This window comes from Flavobacterium sp., assembly GCF_013822155.1.
Taxonomy (GTDB): domain Bacteria; phylum Bacteroidota; class Bacteroidia; order Flavobacteriales; family Flavobacteriaceae; genus Flavobacterium.
Window position 1 is genome coordinate 13,766 of record NZ_PNJW01000022.1, and the last position, 14,984, is coordinate 28,749.

Sequence of the window (14,984 nt, forward strand, 5' to 3'; positions counted from 1 at the left end):
TATAGACGGCTCTATTATTTATACGTTAGTTGTTCCTTTTGAAATTTTTATTTTATAAGCAGAAAGTGTAAGGCCAAATTCTTTTAAATAAGCTTCTGAAATTTTAGTAATTAAGGCATCTTCTGTTCCTTTTTCTACTAAATTAAGGGAACAACCGCCAAATCCGCCACCCATCATTCTGGCACCTAAAACCGATTTTTCATGGCGTACCGACGCAACTAAAAAATCAATTTCTTCACAACTGACCTCATATTCTTTAGATAATCCATCGTGGGTTTCATACATCAATTGACCCAATTTTTCGAAATCATTTTTATCTAAAGCTGCAACCGCTTCATTCACTCGTCTAATTTCGTTTACTACAAAATGACAGCGTTTAAAGAGAATTTCACCTAACGCATCCCTCAGTTTTTCCAGTTGATTTTCAGTACAATCTCTAAAACTTTTAACCAATGGAAATTGATTTTTAATGATAGCTAAACCTTCTTCCACTTCTTGTCTTCGGGTATTATAGCCGGAGGTGAGATGGGTATGTTTAACATTGCTGTCCAATAAAAGTAGTGAATATTTTTTAAAATCTGCCTTGTGGTATTCATAGTCTAAGGTTGTACAGTCTAATTTGATGACCTTGTTTTTCTTGCCAAAAACACTTGCAAATTGATCCATAATGCCACATTTCACGCCAACAAAGGTGTGCTCTGACTTTTGGCCTATTTTAGCCAAATCTTCTTTTGTTAAATGGAAAGAGAATAGTTTGTTTAAGGCATAGCCAAATCCGCATTCTAATGCAGCGGAAGAGGATAGTCCGGCTCCCATTGGGATAGTGCTGCTGAATACGATAGTAAAACCTTCTAAAGGCAAACCACGTTCTTTCAATTGTTGTAAGACACCTAGAATATAATTAACCCACATTTTGTCAATAGGTTTCAAATCGTCTTTCCAATTGAATTTATAAGACTCGTTTAAATCTTTAGCAACAAGAGTACATTCGTCAGAATTTGATTTGGAAACAGCAAAACAAATGTATTTGTTGATGGCTGCTGGTAAGACAAATCCATCATTATAATCAACATGCTCACCAATAATATTGATTCTTCCCGGCGACAGAAACAAGGCTTCGGGCTCGTGTTGAAAAATGGTTTTAAAATGTTCCGAAGTCGAGGCAATTAATTTTTTTTTCATTTTGTTGCAAGAGATTTCATTTAGGATTTTACTATGTTTAGCGTCGCTGAAGCAGCTTGTAACCCGTTTGATTTGGCTTCAAATTTTACAGTTCCTACTGTTTTTCCGGCTTGAATAATTACTTGGCATTTCCCGTTGAAAGCACTTCTTTGCCAAGCACCTTCCCGGCATTTATCCGGCTCATGTGAACTGGGATCACCATTGCCAACACCAATTATTTTAGCATCGCCTGAGATATAAAATTTAACCATGTTGTCTGCATAAGGAACCTCGCGTCCTTTTTCATCCGTAATCGAAATGTTGAATACGGTTGCATCTTTTCCATCTGCCGTTAAAATGGTTTTATCAGGTGAAAGCACCACAGCATAAGCATTTCCGGTGGTTTCAACTTTTGTGGTTATTTTTTTTCCTTTTTTATAACCCACAGCTTCTAAAGTGCCGGGCTCATAGGTCACTTGCCATTCTAAATGACTGTTTCGGGGCATTGTTTTTTTACCCAAACTTTTGCCGTTCAAAAAGAGTTCTACGTCATCGGCATTTGAATTTACCCAAACATCAATTGGTTTCCCCACTTTTTCAGGCCAATTCCAATGGGGTGAAATGTGTAATACATCTTTTGTTGACCACCAACTTTGGTAATAATAATAGATGTTTTTTGGAAAACCACAGACATCTAAAATTCCAAAATGCGAACTGATATTTGGCCATTTATAGGGAGTTGGTTCGCCACGATAATCAAATCCTGTCCATACAAATCCACCTAGCCAATACTTGTTTTCGGCAGCTAATTTCCACCAGGTTTCTGCCTTGCTTGCCCACCACGGATGGGTGATGTCCTGATCAGGCACATAAGCTCTAATTTCATCTTTTTCATAGATGCCTCGGGTAGTAACAGTGCTCCCCATTTCAGTTCCCAGCAAGGGTTGATTGGGGTGATCACGGTGATAATCCGCAACGGCATATTCACGATAATTGAATCCACGAATGGGAATGACCTCGTTTACACCTTTAAAATCATTGGCCATATCTGCAGCGTAAGTGCTCGTTCTTGTGGGGTCTAAATCTTCTTGAATGGCTAAAAGTGTTTGGGCTATCTTTTTGCCATAATCGTTTCCTTGAATATTTTGTTCTTCATTTCCAATGGACCATAAAAAGACCGACGGATGATTTCTGTCGCGTTTGAGTAGGCGTTTGAATTGGTCAATATATTCCGGACTGCTGTTTAATAAACGTTGTTCATCAACCACTAACATTCCTAAACTGTCACAGGCTTCTAAAAGCTCCGGAGTTGGGGCATTATGACTGGTTCGGTAGGCATTGGAACCCATTTCCTTTAATAATTTTATGCGGTAATACTGCATATAATCCGGTAAGGCACTTCCAATTCCGGCATGGTCCTGATGGTTATTGGTGCCTTGAATTTTTAAAGGGTTACCATTGAGAAAAAAACCTTCTTTTGCATCAAATTTTACAGTTTTTATTCCGAAACGCGTTTTAGTTTGATGTGCTATTTGGTTGTTTGATTGAACGACGGAAATTACTTTATACAAATAAGGGTCTTCTAATGACCAAAGGCGGACATTGTTTAAATTTATTTTCTGTTTTACCGTAATGTCTTTATAGGTTCCTAACGTGATTTTTTGTTCTGCTGTTTTGGCTAAAACTTTCCCGTTTCTATCCGTAATATAGGCGTAAACCAAACCACCGGTAGTTTTTAAATGATTATTTTGAACAGTGGTTTCAATAGTGACAATGGCATTTTTGCCCTTTATTTCTGAATGTACAAAAACACCATCCTGCGGAATGAAAATTTTATCGGTAATGTTCAACCAAACGTGTCTGTAAATGCCGGCACCTTCATAAAACCAACCTTCATATTGCGTGGCATCCACACGAACGACAAGTACATTGTCGCCTTCAAAATGAATATAATTGGAAACATCATACGAATTACCAACGTAACCGCTAAAATTGGTGCCAACATAAAATCCGTTTAACCAAATTTCAGCATTTCTGTAAATCCCATCAAATTGAATCTCAAAACGTTTATTACTTTTCGCTTTGTCTACCGTAAAATGTTTTCTATACCATCCAATGCTGGTTTCCGGATAAGCACCCCCTACAGGTTTGTAGCCATGACTGTCCATTTCAACTTGTTCAGATTTTACAAAGGGTAATTCCACCACCCAATCGTGTGGAACATTGACTTTTGTCCAAGCGGTATCTACAAATTTTGGATTGACAATGGTAGTGGCAAAAACGTTTGATTTGTGAAGTAAAGCGGTTTTGCTGTAATCAAAATCTTTTTCAGGATTGGCCGCATGACCAAAATGGAACTTCCAATCCTCATCTAAACTTATTTTTTCTTGTGCGGTTGTAGGGATAAAATTTAGAAATAGACAAGAAATCAGTATGGTAAATTTTCCGAATGTAGGAGATAAAATGTATCGCATATGTTTAATTTTCTTTAAAGGCATCCAATGCCGGAGAAGGTTTCCCGTCCGCTAACCACGCACTTAAACTATAATGACTCCAACTTTTTTCACCTTGTGGCTCCCAATACAAGACACCTAAACCTTTGTTGTTGGGAACATTTTTGACCGCCTTGATAGTGGCTTCTAATAATTCTTTGGTGTTTTGCACTTTGTCATATTCACCGCCAACTTCAACGACCATCACTTCTTTGTTGTAACGGTTGACCATATCCTTTAAGTTGAATGCTAAATTGGCTATGGTTTCGGTGTAGTCTTTTTTTACCCAAAACGGATAATAGGAAAGACCAATCACATCATATTTTACGTTTTGAGCGGTTGCATTGTCAAAAAATGTTCTGAATTTTGCATTGTTATCGCCCTCGTCTAGGTGTACAATCACTTTAATTGATTTGTCAACGGCTTTTACGGCATCGTACCCTTTGTTTAGCAAAATACCCAACTGTTTCCAATTGTCAGTGCTTCCGTCAGGCCAAAGCATGCCTCCGGGAATTTCGTTACCTACTTGAACCCACTCGGTTTTTACTTTTGCTTTTTTTAAAGCGGTCATCACCTCAAACGTATGGTTATAAACTGCTTGGGCTAATTGATCAAAAGGTAACTTGGCCCAAGCTGCCGGTTTGTTTTGTTTGGCAGGGTCAGCCCAGGAATCGCTGTAATGAAAATCAATCATAATGCGAAATCCCATTTTTTGAGCCCGTAACGCAAAGGCTACTGTCTCATCTTTGCTGCAATGTCCACTGGCTTTGTCATCATTAGGATTGACAAAAACCCGAAGTCGAACGGTATTCATGCCGCGGTCTTTCAACAATTGTAAACAATCTTTTTTGGAACCGTCAGCATCATAAAATTGATAACCGGTAGCTTCCATTTGGGGTAACCAACTTACATCAGCTCCTTTTGAAAAGGCTTGTCCGAAATGTAGGGTGGAATGAAAAACAATAAAAAATAAGGGCAGAAAATAAAAGATCTTTTTCATGATTAATCTTTGTTAAAGGCGGCCATGGCCGGCACGGCTTTGTTTGTAAAATCCCACAAGGCTTGGTTTTCAAAGGGCGATCCATTGGTGGACTCATTGCCTCTGAAAGCAACCCATTCGGTTCCCCAATAAGCAAAACCGATTCCGCTTGTTGTTTCTTTGACTAGTGATTTTATGGCTAGAAGGTAATTTTTTTGCCCTTCCGGGGTGGCCGGATAAGCCGGGATTAATTGATTTTCTAAACCAACAAGGTTATTGGTCCAATCATTCCAAGTTAACGTAAACGGATAGGCTGTTTCCGCAACCACTACTTTTTTGTTATACGTTTGCCCTAACGAATTTATAGTGCTTTTTAAATCGGGTAAACTTTTACCATGCCAAACAGGGTAAAAGGACAACCCGATATAATCATAATCAACGGTGCTCATCTTGTTGTAAAACCAAGTTGCACCGGAACCTATTCCCGCATAATGGATCATGATTTTTGTTGTAGGAGCTTGTGTTCGGATGGTAGCACTTAGGGTAGAAAGCAATTCTAAACACTGACTTTCATTGTTGATTAAATGACCTTTTGGCCATAATAGCCCACTGTTGATTTCATTTCCTATTTGGAAGATATCCGGTTGAATCTCTGTTAAAATGGTTGTGGTATAATCTGATGCTGCTGTTTTCAAATCTGCAAAAGATAAGTTTTGCCAGGCAACAGGAGTAGTTTGATTTCCGGGATCAGCCCAAGTATCGGAATAATGAACGGTTAACCATACTTTCATACCGGCTTGTTTTACCCGTTGAGCAAATGCTTTTACTTCATTAAATCCGGAATGAGCATCGGCAGGATTTTTCCAAAGACGAATTCGAATCGTATTACAGCCTGCATTTTTTAAAGTGGTCAAAGCTATTTCAGGCTGATTGTTGGCATTGTAATAAACAGTGTTTTCACTTTCAATCAAAGGAAGGTAAGACATATCTGCCGCTCGGATAAAATTGTCTTCCACTACAGGATCTTCCGGAGTGTTTGAGTCATCTTCTGAACAACTTCCAATAAGGAAGACCAATGAAAGTAAAGTAAAAATTTTCAATAAATTTTTCATAGTATTTTTTTAAATTGTTTCAAAAGCAAAAATGGTCTGATGGTGATAGCGTTCTCCCTTTTTTAAAACGGCAGAAGGGAAGTTTTTATGATTCGGAGCATCCGGATAATTTTGTGTTTCAAAGCAAATGCCACTTTCCGGATGGTAATCCGCTGCTTCTTTTCCTTTGATTTGCCCAAAACAATTGCCGCCAACATAGACATGAACCGCCGGTTGATCGGTTAGAACAGTCATTTTTAAGTTATGCTGCTCACTGGTTAAAACAGCCGCAACTTTTTGATTGGCTTTTAAAGTGAACGTATTGTCAATGGATTTGGGAGCTTTTTTAGCGTTAGTAAAATCAAAAGAACTGTCGCTCAACTTAATCAGAACACCGCTCGGGATGTTTTCTTGGTTGGTTTCTAATACCGATTCAGAATGAATAATTAAATCTTGATTGGTCACATTTCCTTGATGACCATCTAAATTAAAATAGCTGTGTTGGGTTAAATTCAATAGGGTATCTTCCGTGCCATGGGCATGAAATTCCACAATTACCTGATTGGATTCTGTAAGCATATAGGTCACTTCAGCCATCAGGATTCCGGGATAATTTTCTTCTAAATGTTGACTGATATATTCTAAAGTGATGGAAGGATAGTCTCCTTCGCTGATTTTTTTAACTTTCCAAAATTGTTGACTGAAACCTTTAACACCGCCATGCAATTGATGGGCACCGTGATTTTTCGTTAAGTTGATTTCTTTTCCGTTTAAGGAAAAAGTAGCCTGGTTAATTCTTCCCGCAAATCGTCCGATAACGGCACCAAAATAGGGAGCACTGGGCAAATCATAGGAGGCAATGTAATCGGCTAAGGTGTCAAAACCCAATACCACATCAATCTTTTCCTGATTTGACAAAGGGAATTTCAACGAGGTAATGGTCGCTCCATAATTGATAACCGACAATTCCATGCCGTTTTTGTTCTTTAGAGTATAGCACAAAACCTCTTTTCCGTCGGATAGCGTTCCGAAAGATTTGATGTTTTTTGGGTGATCTAATTGTGAAAAATGCATTTTTTATATCATTTTAATAGTAATGTCTCATCAAAAGTAGGGAACATTGTTTAATAACCATACCGGTACCTACCGGTTTTTGATTATCTTGCCACCAGTTTTTAGTAAAGAGTCATTTTTTATGAAGTTAATTACAGTAGATAATCATTCCGGCGTTCCAAAATACAAACAGATAATAGCCTCTATCGAAGAAGCAATTGCGGTTAAACGATTACAACGCGGGGACAAATTACCTTCAGTCAATAAAGTGAGTTTGGAATTTTCAATCTCTCGGGATACCGTTTTACTGGCCTATGAGGAATTAAAAAAAAGAGGAATTGTTTTTGCCATTTTAGGAAAAGGCTATTATATAAAAAGTGTGGAATTTAGTTTTGAACAACGTTTTTTTGTGCTTTTTGATGAGTTGAATGCGTTTAAGGAAGATTTGTATACTTCTATTTTGGAATCCATTGATAACAAAGCCCAGATTGATATTTTCTTCCATCATTTTAATTTGGAAATGTTCCGAAAACTAATCAATGAAAGTAATGGAAATTATTCAAAATACATTATTATGCCTACCAATTTAGTGGGTGCGGCGGACCTTATCAAAACACTGCCTAAAAATGATGTCTATATTTTAGACCAAACCAATGAAGAATTAATCAAGTATCCTTCTGTTCATCAAAATTTTGTAAAAGACATGTATAGGGCTTTAGCAGAAGCCAAAAATAAGTTAGCAAAATACCAAAAAATGGTTTTGATTTTCCCCGGATTTAAAGAGCCGTTAGGGATGGTGGAAGGGTTTTTAAATTTCTGTCAGGAACATCATTTCGTGCATGAAGTAATTCGGGATTTTGATTTACAAACGATCCAAGTTGGTACTGTTTTTATTATTCCAAACGACCGTCATTTGGTTCAGGTATTAGAACAATCAAAAGTGCAACAATTGCAGATTGGTCTGGATTTCGGAATTATCTCTTACAATGATACGCCCTTGAAGAAAGTAGTAGAAAACGGAATTACCACCATTTCAACTGATTTTAAGGCAATGGGCGTTCTTTTGACAGAAATGATTTTAAACAATAAAAAAGAACAAGTGGAAAACCGAAGTCAGTTAATCATTCGGGCTTCGTTGTAAAAATTGCTAAGTATTGTTTTTTTTTGAATTATAGAGGATGGATAATTGTTAAAAAAGCAATAAATTTACAAGACAAATTTCCCGAACGGAAAAGTAGGGCTGTTCCATAAAAGATTCGTTAAATGAAGGCTTTCATTTCAAAAGGCATTTTTCTTTTTCTTACTTTATTTTGTTTAAGTGGTTTCGCTCAATCAGATTCGTTAGGCGTAAAACAAAGAGATTTAAAAGATGTCTATTATAAAGTTTTCAAAAGAGAGGATTCTTTAGTTTCGCAGCGAGATTACCAAGATAAAAAAGCGGTTTTTTCATTACTTCCGGCATCAACCTCTTCAAGCGGAGCAGGAAGAGCACTTGTGATTTCATTTGTAACCACTTTTTACCTGAGTGAATTGGAAAACACGAATATGTCTGCTGTTTCGTTCACACCGTCGTTAACCTTTTCTAACCAATATATTTTTCCGGTGCAAACGTATTTGTTTACCAAAGGGAACAAATATGTTTTAACGGGCGATTATCGCTACATGATTTATCCGCAATCTACGTATGGTATTGGTAATAACAACTATGAAAACGAACAATCTGTTTTAGATTACCAACAATGGCGGTTGTATCAATATGTAGCCCGTCGGGTGAAAAAGCAGTTATACCTCGGTTTAGGATTTTTGCTGGATAATTATCAAAATATTTCAGAGGAATCTTTTATTGAAGGAGAAACCGACTATGTAAAATACATGAACAATGATTTTAGCGACGAATTAGCCATCGGTTTTGCGTTTCAAACGATTTACGATTCCAGGGATAATATTACGAATCCATCCAAAGGGGTGTTTATGGAATTGGATTATAAATTCAATTCTAAGTTTAATGATAATATGACCGATTATAGTTCTGTTTATTTTGATTTGAGAAACTTCAAGTCATTTTCAAAAACAAAGCATCGCGTGTGGGCCAATAAGTTTTTTTGGTGGAATACGTTTGGAGGCAATCCTCATTACCTCGATTTGCCCAGTATTGGTTGGGACCATTTTCAAAAAACGGGGAGAGGCTTTACCCGAAACCGGTTCCGGAGCAATGCGTTGATTTATTTGGAATCGGAATACCGAACGGATATTACTAAAGACGGACTTTTAGGGGCAGTTTTTTTTGCGAACGTTTCCTCCGTTTCCGCAATTGATACCTATCAGTTTGAAAAATTTAATCCGGCAATTGGAACGGGATTGCGTATCAAATGGAGTAAAATCAACAATTCTAATATTTCGTTAGATTTAGGCGTGAGCAAACAGGATGTGACTTTTAGGTTAGGTTTTTATGAGAATTTTTAAGGACATGACTTACATCAACTTTTTTGTGTTTTTTAGTGAATACCTTTGTGTAGATAGATTGTTGAAAAAGTGAAAGAAAAGGCTTAACTTTGAGTAGCCCTTAGGCATATCAGCTAATTCATTTTTTTATGAAAGTAATTGATAAAATACTCCAAACTTCAAAAACATTCCTGGAAGAAACCGGAGAGTTAGCCTATTTTTCTGCCCGTTTTTTTAAAGAAGCAACCAAACGACCTTTTGAATTTAAAGAATTTCTCCGACAATGTTACAACATGGGAAATGCGTCGCTACTGCTCGTGGGGGTTACCGGATTTATCATCGGACTGGTTTTTACCTTACAATCCAGACCAACCCTGCAAGAGTTTGGAGCAGTTTCTTGGATTCCCTCTATGGTAGGGATATCCATCATAAGAGAAATCGGGCCAATCATCACCGCGTTAATTTGTGCCGGTAGAATTGGTTCCGGAATTGGAGCTGAGCTGGGTTCGATGCGGGTGACGGAACAAATTGATGCAATGGAAGTGTCCGGAACCAATCCGTTTAAGTATTTAGTGGTTACCCGAATTATGGCAACCACATTTATGTTGCCCATTTTAGTATTCTTTGGAGATGCCGTTGCTATTTTTGGTTCTTTTTTAGTTGAAAACATCAAAGGGGACGTTTCCTTTTTATTATATTTTAATCAGGTTTTTAAACATTTGGAATTTGGCGATATCATTCCGGCAACCCTCAAATCTTTCTTTTTTGGTTTTGCCATCGGATTAGTGGGCTGTTTTAAAGGGTTTACTTGTAAAAAAGGAACGGCCGGAGTGGGTTTAGCGGCAAATTCAGCAGTGGTTTACACGTCGATGTTGTTGTTTATCATTGACTTTATAGCTGTTTTTTTAACCGATATTTTTTATGATTTATAGCCATGGAAGAAACAAGGGAAAATAGAAAACCGGTAGTGGAAATTAAAGAGCTATACAAATCCTATGGAAGCAATAAGGTATTGGATGGGTTTAACCTGAATTTGTATGAAGGGGAAAACCTGGTGGTGATGGGAAAATCAGGCTCCGGAAAATCAGTGATGATAAAATGTTTAATCGGTTTAGAACAACCCGATAGTGGCACGATAAATATCATGGGGCAAGATATAAGCAAACTTTCCCGGGAGCAATTGGACGAACTTCGCACAGAAATCGGGTTTTTATTTCAAGGGAGTGCCTTGTATGATTCGATGTCAGTTCGGGAGAATTTAGAATTTCCATTGCGTCGCCACACCAAAAAATTCGGTGTGATTAAAGACACAACACCTTTGGTCATGGAGGCATTACAAAATGTAGGATTGGCAAATGCAATCGACTTAATGCCCAATGAACTTTCCGGTGGAATGAAACGCAGAGTGGCATTAGCCCGTACGTTGATATTGCAACCTAAAGTGATTTTGTATGACGAACCTACAACAGGGTTAGACCCAATTACGTCTAAAGAAATCATCTTGCTAATGCAAACGATTCAACATAAATATAAAACTTCCTCCCTGATTATTACACATGATGTCGATTGTGCTCGAGTGATTTCAAACCGCATGATTTTATTGGTGGAGGGAATCAATTATGCCGAAGGTACTTTTGAAGAACTAAAAGCGATAAAGGACGAAAAAGTGCAGGCCTTTTTTAAATAATAAGCAGTATGGAAAAATCAACCAATCAAAAAATTCAACTCGGAATCTTCGTCATTCTGGGGCTGGCTATTTTTGTTGCCGCTATTTACTTTGTGGGAAACAAGCAAAATATGTTTGGAAAAACAACGCAGCTAACGGCTGTATTCAATAATGTAAATGGACTGCAATTGGGAAACAGTGTTCGTTATTCCGGTATCAATGTAGGGACTGTCCGCGAAATTAGTATGATAAATGACACCGTTATTCGCGTAACGATGATTATTGAGGATAAAATCATACCGCATATTAAAAAAAATGCGATTGCCACCATTACTTCTGACGGATTAGTAGGGAATATGATCATCAACATTATCCCCGGAAAAGGGAACGACTTACCCGTTCAGCCCGAGGACGAAATCAGAACCTATAGCCGAATCAGAACCGATGATATTTTGGAAACACTCAATGTAACCAATGAAAATGCAGCCTTGTTAACAGCAGATTTATTAAAAATCACCAAACAAATCACGCAGGGAAAAGGCACGGTTGGATTGCTGATTAATGACACCCTCTTGGCTAAAGATTTAAAAGAAACAATGCATTACCTCAAAATATCCGGAAAAGGGACTTCAGAAGCGGTTCAAAATTTGAATAAACTGATTGCCTCTCTAAACGACCAAAACAATGTGGTGGGGGTATTAAAAGACACGGCAGTGGCCAATTCCATCAAAAAAATCATAGTGAATTTAGAGCAATCCAGTGGTGAGATGGAAAAGGTGATTACAAATTTAGACGCCACCATTACCAATATAAAAGAGGGGAAAGGGGCATTGAATTACTTGTCTAACGACCCTAAATTGGTGCAACAGATTGATTCGACGATGCTCAATTTAAACCAGGCGAGTATAAAACTCAATGAAGATTTAGAAGCCATGAAGCATAATTTTCTGTTGAGGGGCTATTTTAAAAAATTGGAAAAGGAAAAAGCGAAAGCGAATAAGAAGTAAGCTTTTTTATACGCCAAAAGGCACTGAAATCAACCTTTTCCTTTCATTATGTAGAACAAATTCGACAAAAATATCCCCTGCTTTATCACCTCTCTTTGTGGTATTATCCATACTTTTGACTTGAAATTGCGGAAGTAGCAGTCAGACCTGGTGTTTCGGTATTTTGCAGCATAAACGGACTTGTAAAATTGGGGCAATACAATGTCAGAACAAATGAGTAAACTTCGGGAGTTTTTACACTTTTCCCGCAAAGACTTCGTTACGGCGAAGAACAGAAAAATAATTCACTATTCACTTTTAGTGGCTTTGGTAGTCATGCAGTTTTTGTTAGGACTGACCATTTATAACGAATGGATCAATCAAAACAAATTAAATGCGTTAAAAGCTGAAATGCAATTGGCGGATAAGGTGCGGCTCACGGCCGATAAAACCCAAGAAGACTACATGGATGCTCAATGGCAGTTGCAAACTTTTTTTCTGAAAAGAGAAACAACGGCTTTGGAAAAGTATTTTGAGTTAATGGGTGGTGTTGTGAAACGAATGGATACTTTGCATGGTTTGTCCGCTAACCATGCCCGATGGAAACAATTAATTGCCAAAAAAAACCTTAAGGAGCACCAATTGGCTGATTTAAAAATGGGTTTAGATACCTTGTTGACATATTATCTTGCTGATTCCACTTTTTTGAACAGTAAAACAGTCGAGTTTAAAAGTTTTCCGGAACAGGAAATTTTACAAAATGTGGAGGTTGAAACCCATATCAAAGCCGGGCAGGCAGCCCGTAAGAATTTATTTTCCCGTTTGATGGCAGCTTTTTCAGGGAGAGTACAAATTCAAAAAGACATTGTTGAGAATACCGTAAAAATGAAATACGGAAAAAAAACGACGTCCGGAACGGTGCAGGAGCAAATGAAAGAATTGTTACAACAGGCTTCAACTTACTACAAAGAGTTGTTTGTCCAATGGCGAAACAGTTTTTATGGCTTAAAAAAGGAAGATGAGGCCTTGATGGCTCTGAATGAAGCGTTGGTTACGGAAAGCCATTTGATGTTGGCGGATTTTAACCGACTTTCCAATGAAATTTATAAAGAAAACGCACAAGCGGTGCTGGAACAAGATGAAACCAACCATACTATCCGAATTTTTGCGTTATTCGGTTTAATCGGAGGATTATTGTTGTTAACCTTATTTTTGGTGCTCATTACCCGATTGGCTTTTCAAAAAGAAGAACAGCTGACCCAAGCACAAACAACCATTCAGCAACATTTGGTGTTTAAAACAAAAATCGTGGGAATGTTGAGCCATGAAATTCGCTCCCCACTCAGTTTGATAGGCGTGTTCAGCAAACGCTTGAGTCAACGATTTTCAGAGGTAGAAACCAAAGAGGTGTTTCAGTCGTTACAGTATACTGCCAATTCCCTTTTGGTGTTGGTGAATCAAGTGTTGGATTTTTCCAAAACGGAAAACAACAAATTAAGCTTGAAGAAGGAGCCTTTTGAATTGAGTCAAGAATTGAATGCATTATTTTCAAATTTACAAATTTTAGTGGAGCAATCCGGAAACCAATTGATTGTACCTACAGAACAACTCGAATCATGCTCGGTAAAGGCAGATTTGGTAAAAATACAGCAGTTGTTTTATAATTTGGTGGGCAATGCCAATCGGTTTACTCAAAAAGGGATTATTCGGATAGCCATGGCCGTTCAGCCACAAGGCAATCGACAGGTGAGGATGATGGTCGAAATCAAAGACAACGGAAAGGGTATTCCGCCAAAAGAATTTGAACTGATTATGGAGGCGGTGGTACACGGGAAAGAAACCGTTCAGTTGCATGAAATCAGTACCGGTTTAGGCTTGTTGCTTTGCCGGGAAATCATTACCTTGTACCAAGGAAGTTTTTCAATTAACAGTGAAGTGAACTGTGGGACCACCGTGGCTTTTTCGCTGGTGTTGGAGAAAGAGGGACAAGCGTAAACATGACTGACAAACAAAATACCGAAATGCATTTTATTTTGGCCGATGATCATTTGATAGTTCGTCAAGGAATGGCTATGTTAGTGAAGGAGATTTTCCCCCAAGCCAAAATATGGCAAGCGGATAATTTCACCAAGGTGCGTCAATTGTTACAGGAAATAGCGGTGGATGTATTGATTTTAGATGTCAGTTTTCCCGAAGGAAATAGTTTATCGCTACTTCCGGAGATTAAAAAATGTCAACCCGACTGTAAAGTGATGATTTTTTCCGCTTTAGAAGAAGAAGTGCATGCCCTTTATTTTTACAATGCCGGAGCACAGGCATATCTTAACAAACTCAGTGATGAAGAGCAAATTCAGAAAGCACTTTTGGCTTTGGTTAATGAAGGGCGTTACCTTAGTGAAATTGTCAAAGAGTTATTTTTTACCTCTAATTTTAAAGAAAAGCCATTGAATCCAATGGATTATTTGTCTGAACGGGAATTGGAAGTAGCCCGATTAATGGTGAAAGGATTGGGCAATTTAGAAATTTCGAATGTGCTGAATCTTCAGAAAACTACCGTAAGCACGTATAAAAAAAGAATCTTCGAAAAATTACAAATAGAACACTTAGCGGCACTCATCGAATTGTTTGTGTATTACCACGAACAATAAAAAAAGTGTAGCATTATTTCTACATTAGGCAGAACGAAGTACTACAACGTGCCTGATTTTAATTCTTTATTTTTGTTGTGAAGTTAAACAAATGGCTTTTACCCTTTATTGCTCCAAAGAAGTTAATGATAAATAGTAGATTGGTAATCTGTTTTATGCCTATCCGGGTATTTAGTTGAATTTTGGAATGCACCCTGACACGTTATCAGGGTGTTTTTTATTGTTTTTAAGGCATGATAGTAGTCTATTAATCAGGTGTAGTAGCAGGTTGTTTATTAAAATATATCTATTTTACTTGCTTTTTATATTATTCGTTGTATATTTGCACTCACAAATCGCGGGGTAGAGCAGTAGGCAGCTCGTCGGGCTCATAACCCGAAGGTCACAGGTTCGAGTCCTGTTCCCGCTACTAAGTCCGGAAACCTCTCCCAATTTGGTTTCCGGCTTTTTTTAAACTTCACTTTCG

Annotated in this window: 12 protein-coding genes and 1 tRNA gene; 8 read left to right on the forward strand and 5 right to left on the reverse strand. The window is 37.8% G+C overall.

The genetic code is table 11. The features are described from left to right. Window positions 1-18 precede the first annotated feature (18 nt). The 5 genes from galK to C0512_RS07300 are packed head-to-tail and all read right to left on the reverse strand — an operon-like array spanning window position 19 to window position 6,797. Window positions 19-1,182 carry a galactokinase gene (gene galK / locus C0512_RS07280; protein ID WP_290860102.1) on the reverse strand — a complete coding sequence of 388 codons (1,164 nt, stop codon included), beginning with the start codon at window positions 1,180-1,182 and terminating at the stop codon, window positions 19-21. 20 nt (window positions 1,183-1,202) lie between these two features. Beyond that, the gene (galA, locus tag C0512_RS07285; protein WP_290860103.1) at window positions 1,203-3,635 is read right to left on the reverse strand and encodes a beta-galactosidase GalA; all 2,433 of its coding nucleotides are present in this window, start codon (window positions 3,633-3,635) and stop codon (window positions 1,203-1,205) included. 4 nt (window positions 3,636-3,639) lie between these two features. Next, the gene (locus C0512_RS07290) at window positions 3,640-4,653 is read right to left on the reverse strand and encodes a glycosyl hydrolase 53 family protein (protein WP_290860104.1); all 1,014 of its coding nucleotides are present in this window, start codon (window positions 4,651-4,653) and stop codon (window positions 3,640-3,642) included. A gap of 2 nt (window positions 4,654-4,655) precedes the next feature. After that, on the reverse strand, window positions 4,656-5,744 hold the full coding sequence (locus C0512_RS07295) for a glycosyl hydrolase 53 family protein (RefSeq protein WP_290860105.1): 1,089 nt from the start codon (window positions 5,742-5,744) through the stop codon (window positions 4,656-4,658). 9 nt (window positions 5,745-5,753) lie between these two features. Further along, on the reverse strand, window positions 5,754-6,797 hold the full coding sequence (locus C0512_RS07300; RefSeq protein ID WP_290860106.1) for an aldose epimerase family protein: 1,044 nt from the start codon (window positions 6,795-6,797) through the stop codon (window positions 5,754-5,756). A gap of 121 nt (window positions 6,798-6,918) precedes the next feature. Between C0512_RS07300 and C0512_RS07305 the strand changes: the two genes are divergently transcribed. The 8 genes from C0512_RS07305 (at window position 6,919) to C0512_RS07340 (ending at window position 14,927) form a co-directional block, all read left to right on the forward strand. Further along, the gene (locus C0512_RS07305) at window positions 6,919-7,917 is read left to right on the forward strand and encodes a GntR family transcriptional regulator (RefSeq protein ID WP_290860107.1); all 999 of its coding nucleotides are present in this window, start codon (window positions 6,919-6,921) and stop codon (window positions 7,915-7,917) included. A 122-nt stretch (window positions 7,918-8,039) separates the two neighbouring features. Continuing rightward, window positions 8,040-9,239, forward strand: a complete 1,200-nt coding sequence (locus tag C0512_RS07310) for a hypothetical protein (RefSeq protein WP_290860108.1) — start codon at window positions 8,040-8,042, stop codon at window positions 9,237-9,239. 128 nt (window positions 9,240-9,367) lie between these two features. Further along, window positions 9,368-10,150 carry an ABC transporter permease gene (locus C0512_RS07315; RefSeq protein ID WP_290860109.1) on the forward strand — a complete coding sequence of 261 codons (783 nt, stop codon included), beginning with the start codon at window positions 9,368-9,370 and terminating at the stop codon, window positions 10,148-10,150. A 2-nt stretch (window positions 10,151-10,152) separates the two neighbouring features. After that, complete coding sequence (locus C0512_RS07320; protein ID WP_290860110.1) at window positions 10,153-10,905, forward strand: ABC transporter ATP-binding protein; 753 nt, start codon at window positions 10,153-10,155, stop codon at window positions 10,903-10,905. 8 nt (window positions 10,906-10,913) lie between these two features. Beyond that, the gene (locus tag C0512_RS07325) at window positions 10,914-11,891 is read left to right on the forward strand and encodes an MlaD family protein (RefSeq protein WP_290860111.1); all 978 of its coding nucleotides are present in this window, start codon (window positions 10,914-10,916) and stop codon (window positions 11,889-11,891) included. A gap of 201 nt (window positions 11,892-12,092) precedes the next feature. After that, window positions 12,093-13,865 (forward strand): HAMP domain-containing sensor histidine kinase, encoded by a 1,773-nt coding sequence (locus tag C0512_RS07330; RefSeq protein ID WP_290860112.1) that lies wholly within the window; start codon window positions 12,093-12,095, stop codon window positions 13,863-13,865. A 2-nt stretch (window positions 13,866-13,867) separates the two neighbouring features. Then, entirely contained in the window at window positions 13,868-14,518 is a 651-nt protein-coding gene (locus tag C0512_RS07335; RefSeq protein ID WP_290860113.1) for a response regulator transcription factor, read from the forward strand. Between the two features lie 336 nt (window positions 14,519-14,854). Next, a tRNA-Met gene (locus C0512_RS07340) sits at window positions 14,855-14,927 on the forward strand. Window positions 14,928-14,984 lie beyond the last annotated feature (57 nt).